Source organism: Limnobaculum eriocheiris, from assembly GCF_021010575.1.
Taxonomy (GTDB): Bacteria; Pseudomonadota; Gammaproteobacteria; order Enterobacterales; family Enterobacteriaceae; genus Limnobaculum; species Limnobaculum eriocheiris.
In genome coordinates this window covers 36,968-62,234 of the sequence record NZ_JAJNAG010000015.1, presented here as the reverse complement: position 1 = coordinate 62,234, position 25,267 = coordinate 36,968, and the positions used below count along the sequence as shown (strand labels likewise).

21 protein-coding genes are annotated in these 25,267 nt (G+C 42.3%); 14 read left to right on the top strand and 7 right to left on the bottom strand.

Features of this window, described 5'->3' with window-relative positions; all coding sequences use genetic code 11:
• Positions 1-352 precede the first annotated feature (352 nt).
• Positions 353-1,420, top strand: coding sequence for a porin OmpA (gene ompA / locus LPW36_RS08755; RefSeq protein WP_230609310.1), 1,068 nt, complete (start codon positions 353-355; stop codon positions 1,418-1,420).
• A 108-nt stretch (positions 1,421-1,528) separates the two neighbouring features.
• On the opposite strand, the gene matP is transcribed toward ompA, so the two are convergent.
• Positions 1,529-1,984 (bottom strand): macrodomain Ter protein MatP, encoded by a 456-nt coding sequence (matP, locus tag LPW36_RS08750; protein ID WP_230609309.1) that lies wholly within the window; start codon positions 1,982-1,984, stop codon positions 1,529-1,531.
• 196 nt (positions 1,985-2,180) lie between these two features.
• Here matP and LPW36_RS08745 point away from each other — a divergent pair, with 196 nt between their 5' ends.
• The 4 genes from LPW36_RS08745 (at position 2,181) to ppx (ending at position 8,737) form a co-directional block, all read left to right on the top strand.
• On the top strand, positions 2,181-3,932 hold the full coding sequence (locus LPW36_RS08745) for an AAA family ATPase (protein WP_230609308.1): 1,752 nt from the start codon (positions 2,181-2,183) through the stop codon (positions 3,930-3,932).
• A 99-nt stretch (positions 3,933-4,031) separates the two neighbouring features.
• On the top strand, positions 4,032-4,550 hold the full coding sequence (fabA, locus tag LPW36_RS08740) for a bifunctional 3-hydroxydecanoyl-ACP dehydratase/trans-2-decenoyl-ACP isomerase (protein ID WP_130591050.1): 519 nt from the start codon (positions 4,032-4,034) through the stop codon (positions 4,548-4,550).
• 558 nt (positions 4,551-5,108) lie between these two features.
• Complete coding sequence (gene ppk1 / locus LPW36_RS08735) at positions 5,109-7,202, top strand: polyphosphate kinase 1 (protein WP_230609307.1); 2,094 nt, start codon at positions 5,109-5,111, stop codon at positions 7,200-7,202.
• A gap of 2 nt (positions 7,203-7,204) precedes the next feature.
• Positions 7,205-8,737, top strand: coding sequence for an exopolyphosphatase (gene ppx / locus LPW36_RS08730; RefSeq protein WP_230609306.1), 1,533 nt, complete (start codon positions 7,205-7,207; stop codon positions 8,735-8,737).
• Positions 8,738-8,922: 185 nt separating this feature from the next.
• Here the strand turns inward: ppx and ompW are convergent, their stop codons facing one another.
• Positions 8,923-9,573, bottom strand: a complete 651-nt coding sequence (gene ompW, locus LPW36_RS08725; RefSeq protein ID WP_230609304.1) for an outer membrane protein OmpW — start codon at positions 9,571-9,573, stop codon at positions 8,923-8,925.
• 406 nt (positions 9,574-9,979) lie between these two features.
• Here ompW and LPW36_RS08720 point away from each other — a divergent pair, with 406 nt between their 5' ends.
• Positions 9,980-10,726, top strand: a complete 747-nt coding sequence (locus tag LPW36_RS08720) for a YciC family protein (protein ID WP_230609302.1) — start codon at positions 9,980-9,982, stop codon at positions 10,724-10,726.
• Between the two features lie 10 nt (positions 10,727-10,736).
• Here the strand turns inward: LPW36_RS08720 and LPW36_RS08715 are convergent, their stop codons facing one another.
• Positions 10,737-12,452 carry a SulP family inorganic anion transporter gene (locus tag LPW36_RS08715; protein WP_230609299.1) on the bottom strand — a complete coding sequence of 572 codons (1,716 nt, stop codon included), beginning with the start codon at positions 12,450-12,452 and terminating at the stop codon, positions 10,737-10,739.
• A gap of 227 nt (positions 12,453-12,679) precedes the next feature.
• Between LPW36_RS08715 and LPW36_RS08710 the strand changes: the two genes are divergently transcribed.
• The 3 genes from LPW36_RS08710 to yciA all read left to right on the top strand — a co-directional run bounded on the left by LPW36_RS08710 (position 12,680) and on the right by yciA (position 14,780).
• A complete protein-coding gene (locus LPW36_RS08710) occupies positions 12,680-13,549 on the top strand; it encodes an NAD(P)-dependent oxidoreductase (RefSeq protein ID WP_230609297.1) in 870 nt (289 codons plus the stop codon).
• 80 nt (positions 13,550-13,629) lie between these two features.
• Entirely contained in the window at positions 13,630-14,193 is a 564-nt protein-coding gene (locus LPW36_RS08705; RefSeq protein ID WP_230609295.1) for a septation protein A, read from the top strand.
• 167 nt (positions 14,194-14,360) lie between these two features.
• On the top strand, positions 14,361-14,780 hold the full coding sequence (gene yciA / locus LPW36_RS08700; protein ID WP_130591043.1) for an acyl-CoA thioester hydrolase YciA: 420 nt from the start codon (positions 14,361-14,363) through the stop codon (positions 14,778-14,780).
• A gap of 87 nt (positions 14,781-14,867) precedes the next feature.
• Here yciA and LPW36_RS08695 read toward each other — a convergent pair whose 3' ends face one another.
• Positions 14,868-15,641, bottom strand: coding sequence for a TonB family protein (locus tag LPW36_RS08695; protein ID WP_230609293.1), 774 nt, complete (start codon positions 15,639-15,641; stop codon positions 14,868-14,870).
• Positions 15,642-15,872: 231 nt separating this feature from the next.
• Between LPW36_RS08695 and LPW36_RS08690 the strand changes: the two genes are divergently transcribed.
• Entirely contained in the window at positions 15,873-16,169 is a 297-nt protein-coding gene (locus LPW36_RS08690; RefSeq protein WP_230609291.1) for a YciI family protein, read from the top strand.
• A gap of 65 nt (positions 16,170-16,234) precedes the next feature.
• On the opposite strand, the gene LPW36_RS08685 is transcribed toward LPW36_RS08690, so the two are convergent.
• Complete coding sequence (locus LPW36_RS08685; RefSeq protein ID WP_230609290.1) at positions 16,235-16,414, bottom strand: YciY family protein; 180 nt, start codon at positions 16,412-16,414, stop codon at positions 16,235-16,237.
• 191 nt (positions 16,415-16,605) lie between these two features.
• Here LPW36_RS08685 and cls point away from each other — a divergent pair, with 191 nt between their 5' ends.
• Positions 16,606-18,066 (top strand): cardiolipin synthase, encoded by a 1,461-nt coding sequence (gene cls, locus LPW36_RS08680; RefSeq protein ID WP_230609289.1) that lies wholly within the window; start codon positions 16,606-16,608, stop codon positions 18,064-18,066.
• Positions 18,067-18,102: 36 nt separating this feature from the next.
• Positions 18,103-18,438 carry an HI1450 family dsDNA-mimic protein gene (locus LPW36_RS08675; RefSeq protein ID WP_108899207.1) on the top strand — a complete coding sequence of 112 codons (336 nt, stop codon included), beginning with the start codon at positions 18,103-18,105 and terminating at the stop codon, positions 18,436-18,438.
• Positions 18,439-18,555: 117 nt separating this feature from the next.
• On the opposite strand, the gene LPW36_RS08670 is transcribed toward LPW36_RS08675, so the two are convergent.
• Positions 18,556-19,203 (bottom strand): YchE family NAAT transporter, encoded by a 648-nt coding sequence (locus tag LPW36_RS08670; RefSeq protein ID WP_230609288.1) that lies wholly within the window; start codon positions 19,201-19,203, stop codon positions 18,556-18,558.
• A 471-nt stretch (positions 19,204-19,674) separates the two neighbouring features.
• Between LPW36_RS08670 and adhE the strand changes: the two genes are divergently transcribed.
• Complete coding sequence (gene adhE, locus LPW36_RS08665) at positions 19,675-22,344, top strand: bifunctional acetaldehyde-CoA/alcohol dehydrogenase (protein ID WP_230609287.1); 2,670 nt, start codon at positions 19,675-19,677, stop codon at positions 22,342-22,344.
• A 1,204-nt stretch (positions 22,345-23,548) separates the two neighbouring features.
• Positions 23,549-23,956, top strand: a complete 408-nt coding sequence (hns, locus tag LPW36_RS08660; RefSeq protein WP_230609285.1) for a histone-like nucleoid-structuring protein H-NS — start codon at positions 23,549-23,551, stop codon at positions 23,954-23,956.
• A 302-nt stretch (positions 23,957-24,258) separates the two neighbouring features.
• Here hns and LPW36_RS08655 read toward each other — a convergent pair whose 3' ends face one another.
• Positions 24,259-25,263, bottom strand: a complete 1,005-nt coding sequence (locus LPW36_RS08655; protein WP_230609281.1) for an NAD-dependent epimerase — start codon at positions 25,261-25,263, stop codon at positions 24,259-24,261.
• Positions 25,264-25,267 lie beyond the last annotated feature (4 nt).

The following is a 25,267-nucleotide window of genomic DNA, read 5'->3' as shown; positions in this document are numbered from 1 at the left end:
CACAGAATGCTTAACACTTCTTTTTCTTCTCTCATAATCATAAATTTATCGCTGTTAATTATTAAATTTGATAATTATACTGGCACTCAGGTTAGCTTTTAATTAAGAGTTACTGATGTAACACAGGCGTTAATAATTAAACTAATCAGGATATTTTTATCTGCTTTTAGTACTCAACACTTGTAACTTTTCTTACACGTTGTAAACTTTACCTTGATTAGGTTGCTTTATGGTTCCGGATTCTCGATGTCAGTCATGGATTGATGAGGGTACTTTAACTTCGAACTTTAAAACTAGAACCACATAGCATTAACTTATATCACTACTATTTTAGATGATAACGAGGCGCAAAATGAAAAAGACAGCAATTGCACTGGCAATAGCACTGACCGGTTTCGCTACTGCAGCGCAAGCCGCACCATTAGACAACACTTGGTACACTGGTGCTAAAGTGGGTTGGTCTTCTTACCATGACACTGGTTTCTACAAAAACGGTAATGGTTTAGATTCAATGAACAACCAAAATACTCACCCTAACCAATTAGGTGCTGGTGCTTATTTCGGTTATCAGGCTAACCAATATTTAGGTTTTGAATTAGGTTATGACTGGTTAGGTCGTATGACTTACCGTGGTGATAACAGTGCTGCTTATAAAGCTCAAGGCATTCAATTAGCCGCTAAACTGAGCTATCCGGTTATGAACGATCTGGATATCTACACCCGTTTAGGTGCTATGGGCTGGCGTGGTGATACTAAATATCATCCAGCAGGCGGTGGTGAGTACAAAGCTCACGATACCGGTATTTCTCCACTGGCAGCAGTTGGTGTTGAATACGCTATCACTCCAAGCATTGCTACTCGTTTAGATTACCAGTGGGTTAACAACATCGGTAACGGCGACGCAGACAGCCTTAATACCCGTCCAGACAACGGCATGCTGAGCTTAGGCGTAGCTTACCGTTTCGGCCAGGCTAAACCAGCTCCAGCAGTAGTTGCTGTACCAGTTGTTGAAACTAAGCGTTTCACTCTGAAGTCTGACGTTCTGTTTGCTTTCAACAAAGCAAACCTGAAGCCAGAAGGTAAACAAGCTCTGGATCAACTGTACGGCGAATTAAGCTCAATCAACCCAACTAACGGTTCTTTAGCTGTTCTGGGTTACACCGACCGTATCGGTTCTGAGAAGTATAACCAAAAACTGTCTGAGCAACGTGCTCAGAGCGTTGTTAGCTACTTAGTATCTAAAGGCATCCCTTCTGATAAGATTTCTGCTCGTGGTTTAGGCAAATCTAACCCAGTTACCGGTTCTACCTGTGATGGTATGAAGCGTGGTGCTGCTCTGATCGACTGCCTGGCTCCAGACCGTCGTGTAGAGATCGAAGTTAAAGGCGCTAAAGACGTTGTAACTGAAGTTAAAAAGTAATAGTCTTCTGATTAGCTTTAGCAAAAAACCCTGCTTTGTGCAGGGTTTTTTTATTTTCATCCAAAACTGAGCAACAATATTAGATCTCTCCAGCCGCCATACCCGGTATTACTTATCCTGAGTTAAAATGGCTTTCAGATCCTGTTTAAATAATGACATCTGATTAGCGTACTGCTCTTTTCTTTCAGCATCTTCAATAAGTTGAACAATAGTTTCAGATAGCGTTGCCCCACGACGTTGAGATAGAGCAGAAAGACGCTGCCACACCAAAAACTCGAGGTCGATAGACTTTTTGCGTGTGTGCTGCTGTTCCGCATTAAAATGGCGTTTACGCCTGGCGCGTATGGTTTGCTTTAATCGATTTAATAAATCAGGGTTAATATGAGCACTAATCCATTCCTGAACCTTGTGTGGTTCATTCTCTAATTGTAGTAGCTCATCCACTTTTTCCCGAGCGGCGCTATATTCTATATAACGCGTTATCTCTTCACCTTCCCGGTATTTTTTTACCAGATACTTCCACTTCCACCCACTTTCAAGATTATCTAATTGCTGATATTTCATAAAGTACCCATTGAGTGACCGTGTAACATTTCTAGCATAGCAGCTTTTGAAGCCTTCTCAAGACTTTGTCCTAACTGTTTTGTCGCGATTATCTATAATATTGACCTGACAATTGGTTAACTGAATCACAGGAGTATTAACTCCGTGTGTTTCTTGTATAATCTCGTTTTCCTTTTTGAATAAAACAGCGAATACTTTGACTATCAATCGACTTGAATGGCAACAGTTATTGCCAAATACCGCTGCCTGTACAGGCCTGTTCGAACGAGAATATCGTCGCGAACCACTAAACATTGCTATCACACAGCCTCGATTACAGAAGTCTCTACAGACCTTCTGTCATCAACATGCTACGGCCTCCCCGTTCATGTTAATAAAAGCTGTTGATAGCCGAGCCTATCTCTCGCTAATCCATGATGTGGTAAAAAATATTCAGCCCACTCGTGCTGAAGTATTTGGTAGCCGATATGAAATCAACAATGCCGCTATCAGCCGTGTTGATGCTCAAAGTAAAAGCGATAATTTTGCTGCTACCGATGATTGTTTGTATGAAGAATGGCTGGAATCAGAGCAACTGTTTGGCTGCCTGCGTAAGCATAATGATAGTTATACGCTGGAACCCGGCCTGATTCATAAAGCCAACGGTGGGATTCTGATTCTTTCTGTTCGCACTTTACTGACTCAGCCTCACCTGTGGTTCCGTTTAAAGCAAGCCGTGGTTAGCCAGCGTTTTCAGTGGATCTCGGTTGATGAGACGCGTCCTTTACCGCTATCAATCCCCTCGATGCCACTAGACCTGAAGGTTATTTTAGTTGGAGATCGCTACGGGTTAGGTGAGTTTCAGGATCTGGAGCCAGAACTGATAGATCAGGTTATTTATACGGAGTTCGAAACCGATCTGGTTATTAATCAGGATGAAGATATTGTGACCTGGTGTGAATACCTTAATTCTGTTGCCTGTCACTATCAGTTACCTGCGCTTGATGCCACCGCCTATCCTTCACTCATTAATATTGGCGTCAGAAAAAGCGGCGATCAGGAAAAGCTGCCTCTCTGCCCACAGTTGTTGAGCCATATATTAAGCGATGCCACCCCTTTTGCTGCGCCTGATATTACCGGGCAGTCCCTGGAGCAGGCCGAACAGGAAAAACTGTGGCGCGAAAGCTATTTATCCGAAATGGTATTGGATGATATAGACCTTGGTCAGGTACGTATCGAAACCGAAGGTTTTGTGATTGGTCAAATCAATGGCCTGTCGGTTTTGGAATATCCGGGACATCCTCGTGCTATGGGAGAGCCGTCACGCATTAGCTGTGTGGTTCATCTGGGGGATGGCGAAATCACAGATGTGGAACGAAAGTCTGAGCTGGGTGGTAATTTGCATGCCAAAGGCATAATGATTATGCAGGCCTTTATTGCCGCTGAACTGGCCTCAGACCAACAGTTCCCTTTCTCTGGCTCTATCGTATTTGAACAATCTTATGGCGAAGTTGATGGTGATAGTGCCTCTTTAGCTGGTTTATGTGCCTTAATGAGCGCGTTATCACAACAGCCCATTAATCAACAAATTGCCGTGACCGGTTCAGTCGATCAGTTTGGTAATGTTCAAACTATCGGCGGAATTAACGAAAAGATAGAAGGATTCTTTGATGTTTGTAATAGCCGCGAATTAACCGGCTCTCAAGGTGTGATATTACCGTTGACTAACATACGCCACCTCTGTCTGAAAAGTGAAGTTGTAGAAGCGGTAAAGGCTGGTCGTTTCCATTTATGGGCTATCGACCATGCACAAGACGCCCTGCCATTACTGACAGGATTACCTTACATTGATGAAAATAAGCCAAGCATTATTGGTTCCATTCAGGAACGCATTACTCAGGTAGCCGGAAACGATCGTAACCGCCTGCCATGGCCACTTCGTTGGCTTAATTGGTTTAATCGCGGCTGATCGGACTTGTTCAGCTTACAACTGTAAGCTAATCTAATGCAATATTACCAATGGGTATACTGCCCTTTTACATATTCAAAAAATAAGGTTAGTTCAATTATGTTTGAAAAACGCGAATCCTATACAAAAGAAGACCTGCTTGCTTCAGGTCGTGGTGAATTGTTTGGTGCTGGTGGACCTCCATTACCAGCGCCAAATATGCTAATGATGGATCGCATTGTAAAAATGACCGAAACCGGCGGGCAATATGACAAAGGTTATGTAGAAGCAGAATTAGATATCAATCCTGACCTGTGGTTCTTTGGTTGTCACTTTATTGGCGATCCGGTGATGCCCGGTTGTTTAGGCCTGGATGCCATGTGGCAGTTAGTCGGCTTCTATTTGGGCTGGTTAGGTGGTGAAGGTAAAGGCCGTGCCTTAGGAGTTGGTGAAGTGAAGCTGACCGGTCAGGTGCTACCGACAGCGAAAAAAGTTACCTATCGCCTGCATCTGAAGCGTATTGTTAATCGTCGCCTTATCATGGGATTGGCTGATGGTGAAGTATTAGTCGATGGTCGTGTAATTTATACGGCTACCGATCTGAAAGTTGGTCTGTTCAAAGACACCAGCGCATTCTGATTATAAGCACTTATTGATTCAGGCTAGCTATAGCCTGTAATAAAGGCGTATTTCGTCGTAATGGAATACGCCTTTATTGTTTTAATGATTTATCAGCCTGTCGTTTAAACGCTACTCAATCTAAATGAATCAACACGATTATGATAAAAAATAGAATAGTTGATCATTTCACAATGATGGCAACAAATAGAGCCCTTCCATACCTCCCCCTTATAAGGAACCTTGGATAACAATATTTGCTTACAGTATGGACAGTGATAGACCAGAGAATGTTCATTTTCATCAATGGAATCCACAGGTAACGAATCATTGCCTTACATTATTTATCCTTGTATATATTTTGTTTTTCCTTAGGCCACTTGTAAGACGACTGATTTAAAAAAAACTTAAATCGAAAATTATCGATTTATAACGGAAAATCTCATAAATCGACAATAAGCGATCCCCTCAGGCTTAACTACACTATTAACAACAGAACAATTCCTCTCAGGTATCTGTAGACTTGCCCCCACACTAATCGCCATAATGGTCTTATTATTCAGCTGTCACGGAGTCATGATGAATCAGGAAAAACTCTATATTGAGAAAGAACTGAGCTGGTTATCGTTTAATGAACGGGTACTACAGGAAGCTGCTGATAAAAGTAACCCGTTAATTGAGCGGATCCGTTTTTTAGGCATCTATTCCAGCAACCTCGATGAGTTTTATAAGGTTCGTTTTGCCGATGTAAAGCGACGTATTTTGATTAAAGAAGAGCAAGGGTCCGCTTCCAGTTCCAGACAGGTGTTAAAAAAAATTCAGGCCAAAGTATTAAAAACGGACCTGGAATTTGACAACCTGTATAACGAACTTCTGCTGGAAATGGCGCGCAATCAGGTATTTCTGATTAATGAACGTCAATTATCTGAAAACCAGCAAACCTGGTTACGTCATTACTTTAAGAATCACCTGAGACAACACATTACCCCTATTTTGCTTAATAACGACATCAGCCTGCTCGAGTTTTTAAAAGATGACTACACCTATCTGGCTGTTGAAATTGTCATTAACGCAGAGAAAAAGGAATATGCCCTGTTGGAAATTCCATCCAATAAGGTTTCTCGTTTTATCACATTACCACCAGAGCCCCCTCGTCGACGCAAGCCAATGATCTTACTGGATAATATTATCCGCTTTTGTCTTGATGATATTTTTAAAGGCTTTTTCGATTATCAGTCTCTCGACGCCTATTCGATGAAAATGACCAGAGACGCCGAATACGATCTGGTAAACGAAATGGAATCCAGCTGGCTTGAATTAATGTCATCCAGTTTGAAACAGCGCCTCACAGCAGAACCCGTTCGTTTTGTTTATCAACGAGATATGCCAAATGACATGGTGGAAATTCTGCGTAAAAAGCTGGGCATTTCATCTTATGATTCTGTTATCCCTGGCGGCCGCTATCATAACTTTAAAGACTTCATCAGCTTCCCTAATGTTGGTAAAGCTAACCTGGTCAATAAACCACTGCCACGCTTAAGACATATCTGGTTCAATAATTTCCGTAATGGTTTTGATGCGATTAAAGAGCGTGATGTACTGCTCTACTATCCTTACCATACTTTCGAACATGTCCTTGAGCTGGTTCGTCAGGCGTCATTTGACCCCAACGTATTAGCGATCAAAATTAATATTTATCGGGTTGCTAAAGATTCCCGCATTATCGAATCAATGATCAATGCGGCCCATAACGGTAAAAAAGTTACCGTTGTTGTAGAATTGCAGGCACGTTTTGATGAAGAAGCCAACATTCACTGGGCTAAACGCTTAACCGAAGCGGGAGTGCACGTTATCTTCTCTGCCCCCGGCTTGAAAATTCACGCTAAACTTTTCCTGATTTCCCGAATTGAAGATGGTCAGATTGTTCGTTATGCCCATATTGGTACCGGTAATTTTAATGAAAAAACCGCCCGCCTCTATACTGACTTCTCCCTGCTTACTGCCGATTCCCGCATCACCAATGAAGTCCGTCGGGTATTTAACTTTATTGAAAACCCTTATCGCCCGGTTAGTTTTGAACATTTACTGGTTTCACCTCAAAACTCTCGTTTAATGCTAAATAAGCTGATCGACAGAGAAATCTCCTTTGCTCAGGCGGGATTAGATGCCGGTATAACGCTGAAAATTAACAATCTGGTAGATAAAGAGCTGATTGACCGGCTTTATGCTGCCTCGGGAGCTGGCGTAAAAATTCGCCTTATCGTGCGTGGAATGTGTTCTCTGGTACCTAATCTCCCCGGTATTAGCGAAAATATTCAGGTAACCAGTATCGTTGATCGGTTCCTCGAACATGCTCGCGTTTATATATTTGAGAATCAGGGTGATAACCAGGTATTTATCTCTTCCGCTGACTGGATGACCCGCAATATTGATTATCGTATTGAGGTTGGTGTTGCTATTCTCGATCCTGTTCTTAAACAGCGGGTACTGGATATCATTGATATTCAGCTATCCGATACGGTAAAAGCGCGTATCATTGATAAAGAGCTAAGTAACCAATATGTCCCCAGAGGGAATCGCAGAAAAGTTCGTTCGCAAATCGCTATTTATGACTATCTGAAAGCATTGGAACAGCCGACCAACATAGAGTCGACGGATATAACAGAGAAATAATAATGCACTTAAACGATTCAATAACAGAAAAACCACAAGAAATCGCAGCTATTGATTTAGGATCCAACAGTTTTCATATGGTTATCGCCCGTGTTGTTAACGGTGCATTACAAATTTTAGGGCGCTTGAAACAGCGGGTTCATCTGGCGGATGGTCTGGATAAAGATAACTACCTTAGTGAAGAGGCGATACTGCGTGGGCTCAACTGCTTAAGCCTGTTTGCAGAACGCCTTCAGGGTTTTTCTCCGGATAGTGTACGCATTGTTGGCACCCATACGTTACGGCTGGCGGTAAACGGCCAGGATTTTCTGCAACGCGCCAGTGAAATCTTGCCCTATCCAATTGAAATTATCTCCGGACAAGAAGAAGCTCGCCTTATCTATATGGGAGTAGCCCATACTCAGCCAGAAAAAGGCCGTAAGCTGGTCATTGATATTGGTGGTGGCTCCACCGAGTTGGTGATTGGCGAGGACTTCTCGCCCCTTATCGCTGAAAGTCGACGTATGGGGTGCGTTAGTTTTGCCAGACAGTTTTTCCCTAATAATGAGATCACTAAACAGAACTTCCAACGTGCACAATTAGCCGCAGAGCAAAAACTGGAAAATCTGGCCTGGCAATATCGTATTCAGGGCTGGCAATACGCTTTAGGCGCTTCAGGTACCATTAAAGCGGTACATAATGTCCTGATTGAAGAGATGGGTGAAAGAGACGGTATTATTACGCCTGAGCGTCTGGAGATGGTGGTTAATGCCACGCTTAAATTCAAATCCTTTGCTTCTATCGATTTAGATGGCTTATCCCTCGATCGACAAAGCGTTTTTGTTCCCGGACTGGCTATTTTATGCGGTGTATTTAATGCTCTGGCAATTAAAGAGCTAAGGTTATCTGATGGCGCCTTACGTGAAGGCGTTCTGTATGAGATGGAAAGCCGTTTCCGCCATCAGGATATACGTAGCAGAACGGCTATCAGTTTAGCTGAGCACTACAATATCGATCGGGAACAGGCCAATCGGGTATTAACAACAACCCAATCATTCTATGCGCAATGGCTCGCTCAAAATGCATCTCAGGCCAATCCACAGTTAGAAGCTCTGCTTGGCTGGGCGGCTATGCTACACGAAGTGGGATTAAGCATTAATCACAGCAATATGCAGCGCCATTCCGCCTATATTCTGCAAAACACTAACTTGCCTGGTTTCAATCAGGAACACCAGCTTCTGTTAGCCTCTCTGGTTCGCTTTCATCGTAAAGGGATAAAGTTGGATGAACTTCCCAGTTTCAATCTGGTGAAAAAACGCCAGTTTATTCCGCTGATTCAAATCCTTCGTCTGGCAATTCTTTTGAATAATCAGCGTCAGGCGACGACTGAGCCTGAATATTGTCGATTGCATAGTGATGATTACCACATAACGCTGACCTTTCCACCCCAGTATTTAAATATAAACAGTCTGGTACTGGCCGATCTGGAACGAGAACAGGAATACTGGGAAGATGTGGCCGGCTGGAAACTACTGTTAAAAAGCGATGATGAATAATCTGATGCCAAAACGTTTTACGGTACTGCGTTGTCTTTTAACACCGAAATGATAATGCTTCAGGAGGATTTTCCTGAAGGTGGCCGAATATTTTGCCATAAAAAACTGCACCCTTATTTGTTGGGTGTCCAACTTTTGGGGTGCAGTTCATATAACCGGCGTTTTGACTTATATAACTGACTGCATCAGAACTTGTAACCCACACCAAACATAAATGCCCATGGGTCAAGACGTGTACTGATGCTATGATGAGTACGGTTACCTGCGACATCCGTTGATGTGAAGTTAACATCAGTATCGATATTCATCCACCACACTGACGTATTCACTACCCAATTTTTATCAACGTTATAGTCAACACCTGCCTGTAACGCTACGCCCCAGGAATCATCAACACTTAAATTACTTAAGCCAGCCGCTTTACCGGTGTTATTGAAATCTTCACTGAAGAATGTGGTGTAGTTAATACCAGCACCCAAATAAGGACGCCATGTGCTCTCTTTAGTACCAAAGTAGTACTGGGCCATCAATGATGGTGGTAAGTGTTTAACTGTTGCAATCGTACCTGTCGCTTTTAAGCCAACATCATGATTGAACGGCGTAGCACCCAATAATTCAATACCGATGTTATCAGTAATCATATAACCGAAAGTTAATCCAAGCTGTGTGTCATTATTTACGTTGAATGAGCCCAGACCTAACACGTTATCAGAACCTTCATTCGGTCTTACTGTAATTGAACCAGCACGGAATAAAAAATCACCGGCCTGATGAGCAAAAGCAAATGAAGGGGCTAATGTTGCAGCGATTAAACAAACCAGAGGAAGTTTTTTCATTATCCATGTTCCTTTTAGGGTTAATGTGTGTGAAATATACCTCCTTAGCAGTAAAATTGACCTAACACAGATCACAGTTCCTGACAAAAATTGACAAAAGACTGAACTTAACAAGTTACTTGCTTTCGATTAAACCCCCGCATTTGATTGAAATCAATTTTTAGCTTTATACAACGCATTTAACAACGCTTGTATACTTATCAAAATAAAAAATCCGAAGACTTTGCCTTTCTGAGATAACAATTTAGCTACACCATCATTCGGGGATAAGGTGTACAAGCGACCAATGGAATAACAACTTAATTTCCGACAGATAAGAATTGGTATGGATAATAAGATTCAAGAGAATGGGCTAACAGGTTACAATCACTCTAACAGTGCATATTATCTTTAGACAGGAGACTCCATGCCCATCACGGCCAATTCCCTCTTCCGTGACAGCGTAAACTTTATACGTAACCAATTATCCAGCTTTATTATGCTGGCATTACTGGCGTCATTTATCTCTTATGTTCTGCTTCAGGTTATGATGCCGGATACCACAGGACTTCATCAGATGATCACGGGTTCTGTTGGGTCGTCTACGATGACACGTGGAGAAGTTGAACAGGCTATTAAGGGAATGCCTTATGAACAGCAATTAGCCATTGTTGAAGCTGCCGTACCGCTATTTGGTGCTGTAGCACTGAGCTTTTTGCTTAGTCAGACTATTCTTATTGCTGGTGTAATTACACTGGTTATTCAGGTCTCTCAGGGGCAATCATCCAGTGCTTTAAGAGCCATCGGTTCATCTGTAACCTTATTACCAATGTTAATCGTTTTACTGATTATCTCATCAATATTGATTACTTTTGGATTATCGCTATACCTGTTGCCAGGCCTGTTCTTTACATTTGTACTGGTGTTATCCCCTGTCATTATGCTGGAATCGCGTAAAGGCTTAATTTATGCCATCAGTACCAGTTGGGGAATGGCCTTTGCCAATCTGCGAATCGTTCTTCCTGTTCTGTTATTTACACTATCAGCTAAATTCATTTTGCTGGTGATATCCATCAATTTATCAACGGTATCACCAATGGCTGTTGCGCTGTTACTTAGCGCTATCAGTAATCTGGTGACGGCGTTTTTGTTTGTCCACCTGTTTCGTCTATAAACGCTAAATCTTAAGAAGATTCTTCTGAAGCATGTGCGCTTTCTTTACTCTGAATCAGCTTAAGTGCCAGATAGAGATCGGGAACTAACAGGATCTCCTCCTCCTTCATTGCCGGTCGATTATCCTTAAACCAACGGGTAAGCTCTGTTCTCCGCCCGGCCAGTACCAGTTTAATCTGGCGTAGCTTTAGATCTCGCTTCAGTTCATCAATAGATGCTAATACACTGATATCCGCATAAGTAAAACTAGCTACGGCATCAATCACTACCCAACGGGGCTGAAATGGCGTGCTATCCACCAAATTTAAGATACGCCGTTTAAAGTAAGCAACGTTGAAATAGGTTAATGGTGAGTTAAACCGGTACATCATCACGCCAGGAACCGCTTTAACCGTTGTGGTATTTCCCAATGAGTGAATCATTCCATCTTCATTAACGCCAAGTAATTGTTCTGTTGGGCGAAATACCGTGCGTAAAAACTGCAATAGCCCTAACAGTACAGCTAACCCTATACCCTGAATAACCCCTATCAATAACACACAGGCAAAAGTGAAAATCGCCAGATTAAATGCCTGCCGATTGCGTCTACGAAGATTCCAGATACCGCGTAAATCCATTAATGACCAGGCGGCATAAACCAGAACCACACCAAGAGCGGAAACGGGAATAAACTGCAGAGGTTTAGTCAAAAATAAAACCACCAGAGCAATCACCAACGCGGCAATAATAGATACCAGCTGGCTTTTTCCACCATTTGCATCATTAACCGCAGTACGGGAGTCAGCTCCACTGATAGCAAATCCTTGCGATACCGCCGACATGATATTCGCAATTCCTAAGGCTCTAAATTCCGCATCGGCATCAATATCGTAGCCATTTTTAGCGGCAAAACTGCGAGCAGTTAACATTAAGCTAACGAAGCTAATTAATGCCAGGTTGAGTGCCGGAATAAACAGTTCCCGCATCAGGCCCGGTTGGAAATGGTTCCAGTTAACCATCGGTAAACCGGAATCAAATCCGGCACTGCCAATGGTTTCTACGCCATATTGTTGAATATCCATGCCCCACACTAATGCCGTCGTCACAACAATAGCGATCAAAGGCGCAGGCCACTGGCTGCGAAACTTTTTAGTCCCGATTAATAGCAACAAGGTTAATGCTGAGATGCCCAAAGTTGGCAAATGGCTATCTATGATCTGGAATGGTATGGCTATGATTTTTTCAATCAACTGATTAGCACTAATGTGAATGCCAAGAATTTTAGCAATCTGTCCCACCATAATGGTGACAGCAACACCATTTAGTAACCCGGTCAGAATAGGCTGAGAAAGTAAATCTGCCAGCGCACCCAGCCTGAACTTACTCGCCAGAATACACCATCCCCCCATCACCAGAGTCATGATGATAGTTAACTGCCACTGCATCTCACTGTTACCCGCCGCTAATGGGGTAACAACCGCCGCAATAACGGCACAGGTTGTCGCATCCGGCCCTACAATTAACTGACGAGAGGAACCAAAGAAGGCATAAGCTATCATGGGTAAAATACAAGAATAAAGACCAACAATAGCGCCTACGTTTGCCAGCTCTGCATAGGCAATTGCTACCGGTAATGCCACCGCAGCAACCGATAATCCGGCACGGATATCGGCTGTTAGCCAGCTTTTATCGTAAGCCAATAAATTCTGTAACCCGGGCATCCATTTTAAAAATACTCTTGAAAACATATTTATCCTCTACCGCCGGCCACCTTAATCAGACGCTCTGCCGAAACTTTCGCAATAATCATACAACATAATGCCTTAGCTGGCGGGGAATAACAGTGTAGTTTGTTACTTATTCTTCCCGTTTAATACAACTCTTATACCAATTGGTTGTTTTTGCCACTTTTACCCTGAGATTAAAAAGACTAGGATAGCTTGTCCGAAACTTATTAATAATAACGGGAGTATAAATGGCTAAGATTAGTTTCGTGGGTTTAGGTGTGATGGGCTACCCAATGGCGCGTCACTTAATAAAAGCCGGGCATGACGTTACAGTTTATAACCGTACTACAGCAAAAGCAGAACAATGGGTAAAAGAGTACGGTGGAAAAGTTGCACTTACTCCGCGTGAAGCGGCTGTTGGGGCCGATATGGTTATGACCTGCGTTGGTAATGATGATGATGTTCGCTCCGTCTATTACGGTGATAAAGGTATTTTTGCCGGCGCAAACAGCGGTGTGATTCTCATCGATCACACTACAGCATCGGCAGATTTAGCGCGTGAACTTTATCAGGCAGCAAAAGAGTCTGGATTCGATTTCCTTGATGCACCAGTCTCCGGAGGACAAGCCGGTGCAGAAAATGCGGCCCTCACCGTTATGTGCGGTGGCGATGAGGCTATCTTCAAACGCGCTGAAAATGTTTTGAAAATCTACGGTAAAGCAGTAACACTGGTCGGCGAGAGCGGCTGTGGTCAACTGTGCAAAATGGCTAACCAGCTTTGTATTGCAGGTGTTCTGGCTGGTGTATCTGAAGCAGTACGTTTTGCACAAAAAGCCGGGTTGGATGTCAAAACCGTGCGCGATGTAGTAAAAATGGGCTCAGGTAGCTCATGGCAGTTAGAAAATCGTGCAGAGACAATGGGTGAAAACAAATTTGATTTTGGTTTTGCTATCGACTGGATTCGTAAAGATCTTGGTTTCTGCTTTGATGAAGCTAAACGTAATGGGGCTAAACTTCCTTTTGCTAAACAGATTGATGAAGCCTATGCTGAATTACAACAACGTGGACTGGGCCGCTGTGATACCTCTGCCCTAATCCGCTTTTTAGACGATAAGTAGTTATTTGTTACTTTGGCGGTAGTGTAAACCTGTCGCCAAATCCGGTATAGTCAGCAGCTTGCTGACCAATGGAAAGAGCTATGAAGCAGTTTCTTGATTTTCTGCCCTTAATTGTATTTTTCACATTTTACAAACTCTACGACATATTTATCGCCTCCGGCGCACTGATTGTCGCAACGGCGCTGGCTGTCATTTACAGCCTGATAAAATATCGTAAAGTAGAAAAAATGATGATCGTGACCTTTGTCATGGTGGTCATTTTTGGCACTTTAACTATTATTTTCCACTCTCCTGACTTTATAAAATGGAAAGTGACGGCTATCTATACCCTGTTTTCCCTAGGGTTAATTTTCAGTCAGTTTGTGCTAAAAAAATTATTAATCAAAAGTATGCTTGGCAAAGAGATCACACTACCAGAACAGGTATGGTCAAAGCTGAATATAGCCTGGGCACTGTTCTTCCTCGCCTGTGGCCTTATCAATATTTACGTTGCATTTTGGCTGTCCATGGATGTCTGGATGAACTTTAAAGTGTTCGGACTGACCGGGCTAACCCTCGTATTTACATTACTTAGCGGCATCTATATCTACCGCCATATTCCTGACGAACAGAAAAACCCACCGGTCAGCGACAAGCACGATTAGGTTTTTTCATCAGCGAATCATGATATAACCCATAATTAAATGCTTATTTTTATTGCTCCCATTATGTGTGACACCGGGAGCGGTAAAAATAATATCGGCAATTGAATTGAGGCTTAACGGATAAGCCATTATCTTTCACTTATAACAAATACTGTCAGAAACACATTATGAGCAAACAAGATCGTACTCCTCGTGGAGAGCTGGTTCTCCGGACTCTGGCAATGCCAGCAGATACCAACGCTAATGGTGATATCTTTGGTGGTTGGATCATGTCACAAATGGATATTGGTGGTGCTATTCTGGCTAAAGAACTTGCCCGTGGACGTGTTGTAACGGTTGCCGTCGATGCCATTACCTTCTTAAAACCGGTTACTGTCGGTGATGTAGTTTGTTGCTATGCACACTGTATTCGCACTGGCCGCAGCTCTATCACGGTGAATATGGAAGTCTGGGTTAAGAAAGTCTCTTCTGAACCAATTGGACAACGCTATTGCGTTACCGAAGCAATCTTTACCTATGTGGCAGTTAATGATTTAGGCACTTCTCGTTCACTGCCAGACAACAAAAGAAATCTTTCATTTGATTGATTTCATGTTAGCTGAAGTTAATAATTCAATAATAAAACAGGGTCGCATTAGCGACCCTGTTTTATTTGTTCAACCTATCCATAATCGTTAGCGGATTTGGGCCCCTCCATCAATTTTAAAGATAATCGTCAGTTTTTTATCTTTAACAACAACGGGGGTATAGCGCCATTTTTTCAACGCGGCTCTCACATCCCGATCAAACATCCTTGGTGGCGTAGCTGACAGAATGCGTACATTCTCGATACGTCCATCTTCATCAATATCAAACATAATCTCAACCTGCCCTTCAATACGGCGATCGAATGCCTGTTTAGGGTATGCAGGTTCTACCTGTTTCAATATCTTCGACCCTGTGGCCGGCGCAGCTCCGCTAACAGAAGCGACAGGACCACTGGCAACCGTGCTGGTATTGGTGGTCGTAATCGGTGCTGTCGCCGGCTTTTCTACCGGCGCCTGTTCAGCGCGTTCCTTTACCGGTTCTCTTTTCGGTTTAGGACCTTTTTTGGGCTGTTTTTTCGGCTCTTCAACCGGTTTGGGCTTCGGTTTTTCTATTTCAACAGATTTAGGTTTTTCCACCGGCGGTGGCTCAGGAATTGGTTCGGGTTTAGCCTCTTCCGGCTCGGGTTCTGGTGCGGGCATTGGCTGTTGTGCCGGGCTACTTTGCTCCGCTACTTCTGCCGGAGTGGCAAACATCGCTGGATTAACCATGACAACATTCATCGGAGCCGAATCATCTGGTGCGGGAATTTCAATCTGATCTTTTATCGAGGCGAATACCAACCCACCGATAAGCGATGTATGTAGACAGACTGAAAAGGTAAGCGGCCAGGAAAAACGACGCGCCAGAAAGAATTTTTTCAAAAGGAACCACTTCACTGTTCTGGAATGGGGGAATTCTAAATGAAAATGGTAATGAGATTCAATATCAATTTAATATATTGATGTTTCAAGTGTAGCAATTTGCCAGAAGATAGTCTGCATCTTTTCATTTATCACACTGGTGATAATATCTGTAATTCAGAGTAATAAATCATGTAAAATCATCTTCCTAATCGCCCGACAAATGTGACAATAACATCGAGGAATAATACCGTGCTATATCTGATTTATGCTGAAGATGTACCTGGCTCTTTAGAGCAGCGTCTCGCCGCTCGCCCTGCTCATCTGGCTCGTTTACAATCGCTGAAAGATGAAGATCGTTTAGTCGTCGCAGGTCCAAATCCTGTTGCTGACAGTGAAGACCCGGGAACCGCTGGTTTTTCTGGTTCAGTTATTATTGCTGAATTTACTACTCTGGCAGAAGCTAAAGCGTGGGCTGATAAAGACCCTTATGTTGATGCAGGTGTTTATCAAAAAGTAACGGTAAAACCATTTAAGCGTGTGTTTTAATACTGTCGGGGTTCTCTCCATTCAATATCAGGGAACCCCAACTAACACATTAACCGCCTGTGTTATTACCCTCCGTGGATATTTGCATAGAGCAAAGAGCGTTGTTGTCGCCCCAGCTGTTTCTCTGTTCTGATGTGGTGAATTCTGCTGTTTCTGCGAGATTGACCTTCCAGCCAGCGATGGCGTCGGCGTTGTGCCTGCCGCAACATGCGCCAGCGTCCAACTTCAGTTCTGGATCTGTGCATAATGACCAAGGTATATTCAAACAACGGTAAGGTGTGTTGATTGTAACTCAGGTAATTTTTTCTTTTGAATGAATAAATCAAAAAATAAGTAACAAAATCTATAATAGACTTCAAAGAAGAGTTTTACCTTTTCGCAACTCTGCGTAAACTCAACTCTCTATTTTTAAAGCAAACAGGATAACAAATTTCCGATGACCACTTTCTATACTGTATTGAGCTGGTTACTGGTATTAGGTTACTGGTTACTGATAGCGGGTGTTACGCTCCGGGTACTGATGAAGCGGCGTTCTGTCCCGTCTGCCATGGCCTGGTTACTGGTTATCTATATCCTTCCTCTGGTCGGTATTGTTGCTTACCTCCTGTTTGGGGAACTTCACCTCGGTAAACGACGTGCAGAACGAGCCAAAGAGATGTGGCCATCGACTGCAACCTGGTTAGGGGAGTTAAAAAACTGCCAAAATATTTTTGCCACACACATTAGCCCGGTATCAGAACCATTGTTCCAACTCTGCGCCCACCGCCACGGCGTTCCTGCCGTCAGAGGTAATCAGCTACAGCTGTTAACCACCAGTGAAGACACCATAAAGTCACTGATTCACGATATTGATTTGGCTAAAAATAGTATTGAGATGGTGTTTTACATCTGGCAAAGCGGTGGTCAGGTAGATAATGTTGCCGAAGCGCTTATGGCTGCGGCCCGCCGGGGGGTACATTGCCGGGTCATGCTCGATTCTGCCGGGAGTATGCATTTTTTCCGAACCCCCTACCCTGAGCTAATGAAAAACGCCGGTATTGAACTGGTTGAAGCATTAAAAGTTAATGTGTTGCGGGTATTTTTGCGCCGCATGGATTTACGCCAACACCGTAAAATCGTCATTATTGATAATAATATTGCCTACACTGGCAGTATGAATATGGTTGATCCCCGCTTCTTTAAGCAAGGTTCCGGCGTTGGTCAATGGATTGATCTCATGGCGAGAATTCAGGGCCCTGCCGCAACAATGCTGGGGCTTATTTATGCCTGCGACTGGGAGATAGAAACCGGTAAACGCCAGCTTCCTCAGGCCCCCGATGCAACCATTCTACCTTTTGAAGAAGAAGATGGTCATACGGTACAAGTTATCGCCTCTGGCCCGGGTTTTCCTGAGGAGATGATCCATCAGGCTTTGCTAACTTCCGTCTATTCCGCCAGAAAGCGTTTGATTATGACCACCCCTTATCTGGTTCCCAGCGATGATTTACTACATGCCATCTGTACAGCGGCTCAAAGAGGCATCGACGTTAACATTATTGTTCCGAAGAAAAATGATTCATTAATGGTTGGCTGGGCCAGCCGTTCATTTTTCTCAGAGCTTCTTGAGGCAGGTGTAAAAATATACCAGTTTGACGGCGGATTACTTCATACCAAAAGTGTTTTAGTTGACGACCAGCTCAGTCTGGTAGGTACAGTAAATCTAGATATTCGTAGTTTGTGGTTAAATTTTGAAGTAACAGTCACCGTTGACGATCGGGCATTTGCTGAAGATTTGGCTTGTGTACAGGAAGACTATATCGCCCGTTCAACACTTCTCAATCCGGAAGAGTGGGCAATCCGGCCAATGTGGAATCGAATAATCGAACGTTTATTTTATTTCTTTAGTCCATTACTATAACCACAACATTTAAATATTCTCTTTGATGAGCGCCCGATGGACATAGCAGATTTTGATTTAGACAACCGGTTGGATGAAGACGAAACATTGGATCAGGCTTACGATATTTTTTTAGAACTGGCTTCTGACAATCTTGACCCGGCAGATGTCATTCTGTTCAACCTGCAATTTGAAGATCGCGGAGCTGCAGAGCTGCACGACCCTTCTGACGAGTGGCTGGAACATGTAGACTTTGATTTAAATCCGGATTTCTTTGCTGAAGTTATTATCGGTTTAACGAATGAAGAAGACGAAGTTGATGATATTTTTGCCCGGATCCTTATCAGCCGGGAGAAAAACCATAAGTTCTGCCATATTCTCTGGAAAGAGTAGTCCGCACCATTTACATCTTTAGTCATAAAAAACTGCACCTTACTCAGTTGGTATCCAACTTTTGAGGTGCAGTCCAAATTGCGGGGCTTTTTGTTATCTTCTCACTATTGAACGCCTTTAGTTCAATAACCCAGGGAAAGAAACTTTAATCCCTGTAATGATGAACTCAATTCCCAACGACATCAGCAATAGCCCCATAATACGTGTTACTACGTTAATACCCGTTTGGCCCAGTAAACGCACTAACAAAGGCGCAGCACGGAATAGCAACCAACAGCAAAATGAGAAGAAAGCAATCGCAATAAAGAAGCCCAGGTAATCCATCCAGGTGTTATATCGGGTGCTCCAGACAATAGTCGAACTGATGGCCCCCGGCCCTGCCATTAGTGGAAGCGCCAGTGGTACAACGCCAACGTTATCGCGAATCGCGGTTTCAGTTTTTTCTTGCTTGTTCTGTTTATCTTCCCCCAGCTTACCGCTAATCATCGACATAGCGATGGTCACAATAAGAATACCGCCTGCAATACGGAAGGAGTCAATTGAAATACCAAACAGATGCAATATCGCATCACCTAAAAACAGTGAACACCACAATATAATGGCTACGGATAAATTAGCCGTTAGATTGGTCTTATCTCTGGCAGCCGGCGACTGATAATTCGTCATACTAATAAAGACCGGAAGAATACCTACCGGATTAACTAATGCAAACATACCAACAAGGAACTTAATGTATCCTGATAAATCCAACATGGCATGGCCCATTGTGGACTCCCTATGTAATAGACCGCAGCTCAAATTTAAACGGTGCTTAATGTAATAGAGTTATCTTTTAGGGTCTAGCGTTAAAAACCGGACACAACACCCAGTTATAGAAAAATGCAGAGATATACCCTTACTATAGCAAATGAATAACATATAAATGTAATGCCTGGTTTCCTGATGGACAAATCTGTAACAAAACAGCCCGCTGAAAGGTGTCAGCACGCCATTTGTGTGACATTAATCACAATATAGATCACTCTGAATAGGTAAGCTGTATTACAGGTACTAAACATCCAGACATTTGCAACATCTTTATTATTTACCGGTAAAATTAAATTTAGTTATAACAATAAGTTAGATTAGATTTTTTCAGTAAGTAAATCGTATTGAGACAACAGAGCTTTCACTATACTTAATACTTGCATCGCGACTTACTCACTAAAAAAATTTATCAATCTTAGGAGAGTCACCATGACCGTAAGTAACACCACTGAACTTAACGCGCTTGTTGCACGAGTGAAAAAAGCTCAACGTGAGTATGCTAATTATACTCAAGAACAAGTCGATAAGATATTCAGAGCGGCCGCTTTAGCAGCAGCAAATGCGCGTATTCCTCTGGCAAAAATGGCAGTAGAAGAATCCGGCATGGGTATTGTGGAAGATAAAGTAATCAAAAACCACTTTGCTTCCGAATACATTTACAACAAATACAAAGATGAGAAAACCTGCGGTATTCTGGAAGAAGACGAAACTTTTGGTACCATCACTATTGCTGAACCTACCGGTATTATCTGTGGTATTGTTCCCACCACTAACCCAACATCTACCGCTATTTTTAAAGCACTTATCAGCCTGAAAACCCGCAACGGTATTATCTTCTCTCCACATCCACGTGCTAAAAACGCGACAAATGAAGCAGCAAACATCGTTCTGCAAGCTGCAATTGAAGCCGGAGCACCAAAAGATATTATCGGTTGGATTGATGTACCAAGCGTGGAATTATCGAACCAGTTAATGCATCACCCGGATATCAACCTGATTCTTGCTACCGGTGGTCCGGGTATGGTTAAGGCGGCTTACAGCTCTGGTAAACCAGCTATTGGTGTAGGTGCCGGTAACTCTCCTGTTGTTATTGATGAAACCGCTGACATTAAGCGCGCTGTCGCCTCAATCCTGATGTCTAAAACCTTCGATAACGGTGTTATCTGTGCGTCTGAACAGTCTGTTATCGTCGTTGATAAAATTTATGATTCCGTGCGTGAACGTTTCGCTTCTCATGGCGGTTACATGCTGAAAGGCCAGGAATTAAAAGCCGTACAGGGTATCATCCTGAAAAATGGCGCTATCAATGCGGCTATCGTAGGTCAACCTGCGGTGAAAATTGCAGAAATGGCTGGCGTAACTGTTCCTGCTACAACCAAAGTATTGATTGGTGAAGTTAGCCAAGTTGATGAATCAGAACCTTTTGCTCATGAAAAACTTTCCCCAATGTTGGCAATGTATCGTGCCAAAAACTTTGAAGATGCCGTAGAAAAAGCAGAAAAACTGGTTGCTATGGGTGGTATCGGTCATACGTCAGGCCTTTATACCGATCAGGACAATCAGGGTGAACGTATTGCTTACTTCGGCGATAAGATGAAAACAGCCCGTATTCTGATTAATACCCCAACCTCTCAGGGTGGTATCGGTGACCTGTATAACTTTAAACTGGCACCATCACTGACTTTAGGTTGTGGTTCATGGGGCGGCAACTCAATTTCTGAGAACGTAGGACCAAAACATCTTATCAATAAGAAGACTGTGGCTAAGCGAGCAGAAAATATGTTATGGCATAAACTTCCTAAATCAATTTACTTCCGTCGTGGTTCATTGCCCATTGCTTTAGAAGAAGTTGCGACCGATGGTGCCAAACGTGCCTTTATCGTTACTGACCGTTTCTTATTCAATAACGGCTATGCCGATCAAATCACCAATGTACTAAAACAGTATGGCGTTGAAACTGAAGTTTTCTTCGAAGTTGAAGCGGATCCTACCCTCAGTATCGTGCGCAAAGGGGCGGAACAAATGCACTCCTTTAAACCTGATGTGGTTATCGCATTAGGCGGTGGCTCACCAATGGATGCGGCTAAAATCATGTGGGTTATGTACGAGCATCCGGAAACACACTTTGAAGAGCTGGCATTAAGATTTATGGATATTCGCAAGCGTATCTATAAATTCCCGAAAATGGGTGTTAAAGCCAAGATGATTGCAATAACAACTACATCAGGTACAGGTTCAGAAGTAACACCGTTTGCGGTTGTAACCGATGATGCTACCGGCATGAAATACCCATTGGCTGATTATGCATTAACGCCTGATATGGCCATTGTTGATGCCAACCTGGTAATGAACATGCCTAAATCACTTTGTGCTTTTGGTGGTCTGGATGCGGTAACCCACGCATTAGAAGCTTATGTATCTGTTCTGGCTAACGAATATACTGACGGGCAGGCTCTACAGGCATTGAAATTGCTCAAAGAATATCTGCCGGTTAGCTATAAAGAAGGTGCCAAAAATCCGGTTGCTCGCGAGCGTGTACATAATGCCGCCACTATTGCCGGTATTGCCTTTGCTAACGCCTTCCTGGGTGTGTGCCACTCCATGGCCCATAAATTAGGTTCGGAATTCCATTTGCCACACGGTTTAGCTAATGCGTTGTTAATCTGTAACGTTATTCGCTATAACGCAAATGACAACCCAACGAAACAAACTGCATTTAGCCAATACGATCGTCCGCAATCTCGCCGTCAGTATGCAGAAATTGCTGACCACTTAGGTTTATCAGCCCCTGGTGACCGTACCGGCGCCAAAATTGAAAAACTGTTGAATTGGTTAGATGAAATTAAAAAAGAACTGGATATCCCGGCATCTATTCGTGAAGCGGGTGTTCCTGAAGCTGATTTCCTGGCAAAAATTGACAAGTTATCTGAAGATGCGTTTGACGATCAATGTACCGGTGCAAACCCACGTTATCCGTTAATCTCTGAACTGAAAACTATTTTGCTGGATACTTACTATGGGCGTAGCTACGTTGAAGAACAGCAGCAACCTGTTGTTGAAACCAAAGCCAAAACACCAGCCAAAAAAACTAAAAAGTAACTTTTAGTTATCCCCTTCAAAGCCGCCTTAACAGGCGGCTTTTTTATATCTGATACATACCCACCGTTATATCAATCATCCGCGTAGAACTGCTTATAATTCGTTTAAACGCTATAGAAACGGTATTTCTCTTATCCTTCCTTTAGAACAACTCAAGTGCTCCAAACTGCTGGCTTAGCCATTCTGAAACCAGAATACCTAATCAGGAAAAACCATTTTAACCTTGAACGCTGCCCGCAGGACAACCCACGAGCAAAGCTTAAACAGCATATACATAGCCCAAAGAACATGAATAATATTAAAAAAGTGCTTATCTGTTATTAAGTAGTATACGAATGGCTACAGCATACTCCAGTCGTGTTCAATTCTAATTAATACATATACATCCGCTAAAAATACACCTACGCATAAGACAGATTCATTAGATACTATTTTGATATACAATGAACACGTTTTTACCAGCGATATCGCACGATTAGTTTGGAATGGTTAATCGGATAGTCATTCCAGCATGCTTATTGGTGATGTTAATTACACTCTATATTTATATGAATTTATTATCATTATCCTTGATTATGGTCGGGCTGTTACTCTGGTTTCATTCGTTATTAAAGTGCCAAATGAAACGCTTGTAACCTGTGTGAAGACTATTTTTCAGCTAATTATTTTTGAGTTTATAATGATTTAGTGGTGAATCATTTGTTTGCAAAACATAAAAATCACTCATCGATATAAATATATTTGATATAAAAATCAGCCTCCATTGTTACGCTATATGGTGCGCTAAACCAGCGTTATAGAACATAACAATAATAATGCATGTAGTTGCGCAAGATAAAATAGCCATCAAAAAGTATTGTAGATTATTGTCACTCCCTTTTTACAACACGTTATTGAAGGACTTTACGCAGATAATAGTAAGAAAAGCTAACACATAAGAACAGTAATAAACACATATAACTCATTACCTCTATTTAGTAAGACAAATAAACCTACTCGCTGGCTTTTAATCAGATATGGCAGGATTTTTTTTATAACCACACAAAATGTGTTTTCCATCCTATTAACCGGCAGTTATTATCAATATTTGACTATCGTTTATAAATAAATTAACTTTATTTACGTAATACCCTATTGCAGAATTTAAATTAGCGCTTTATTATTAAACAAAATTTCAATCCATAATTAATTTGAGAACGATACAATGAGCGAAGCATTAAAAGTCCTTAACAACATCCGTACTTTGCGTGCTCAAGCCAGAGAGTGCTCTCTTGAGACTTTAGAAGAAATGTTAGATAAAATGGAAGTAGTGGTCAAAGAGCGCCGTGAAGAAGATCAGGCAAATCAGGCTGAAATTCAAGAACGCACTCGTAAATTACAACAATATCGTGAAATGTTGATTGCCGACGGTATTGACCCAAATGAATTACTTCAATCTCTTTCTGCAACTAAAGTCACGGGTAAATCTAAGCGTGCTGCACGTCCTGCAAAATATCAGTTTACTGATGAGAACGGCGAATTAAAAACCTGGACTGGCCAGGGTCGTACACCAGCCGTTATCAAGAAAGCTATTGAAGAACAAGGTAAATCTCTGGACGATTTTCTGATGTAATTTAAGCTTTCCCCTTTGAATAAAGCCTCCATATTATGGAGGCTTTATTTTTTTCAGGTCAGTAACTAATTATTATTTTGATATAAGTTCACCAATATCCTGGATGAATATAAATCTACTTTTTAAGCTTATGTCATTGAAATTAACTAATAGTTACAATAGAAATAATACAATTTAAATATATCATTTTTATCGTTTTATCAGATGAGTAAATTTGAGTTATTCACCATAGCCTAGCCAAATAAAAAGAGGAACTAAGTCCCCTTTTTCCTAACGCCTGATGCCTAATTACCAATCTGCTGTTATCGGTAAAACTCCCGATACCAATCAACAAATTTCTGTACACCATCAATTACAGACGTATGGGGTTTAAAACCAATAACGTTATACAATGCAGAAGTATCCGCACTGGTTTCCATTACATCCCCTGGTTGCATTGGTAACAGATTTTTTTGCGCAGTTTTCCCCAACGCTTTCTCAATGGCTTCAATATACTCCATCAAACGTACAGGGGAACTATTACCTATATTATAAACGACATAAGGTGCAGAACTGGTTGCCGGTGTTCCTGTTTCTACTGTCCATGACGAATTAGCCGCAGGAATGACACTTTGCAAACGAATTATTGATTCGACAATATCATCAATATAAGTAAAATCTCTCCGCATATCACCGTGGTTATATACGTCAATACTACGCCCTTCTACTATGGCTTTAGTAAATTTAAATAATGCCATATCAGGTCGCCCCCAGGGGCCATATACGGTAAAAAAACGCAATCCCGTAGTAGGTAGATTAAACAAATGGGAATAAGTATGGGACATTAGCTCATTCGCTTTCTTTGTTGCCGCATACAGCGAAATTGGATGGTCCACGCTATCATCTGTAGAAAAAGGCAGTTTACGGTTTAACCCATATACAGAGCTTGAAGAAGCATAAAGCAAATGTTCAATGTTATGGCGGCGGCACCCTTCCAGAATATTTAAATGCCCGGTCAGATTCGAGTCGGCATAAGCATGGGGATTGTCTAATGAATAGCGTACCCCTGCCTGAGCCGCTAAATGTATAACGCGTTGGAAATGCTGTTCAGCAAATAACCTGGCGATATTATCCCGATCGACCAGCTCCAATTTAAAAAATTTAAATTGAGGGTGATTTTCAATTAACTTAAGCCGTGCCAGCTTCAAATTGATATCATAATAATCATTAAGGTTATCAATTCCTACCACGTCATGGCCTAATGCCAATAGCCGTTGGCTAACATGAAAACCAATAAACCCAGCCGCCCCCGTAACAAGAAATTTCATCTCC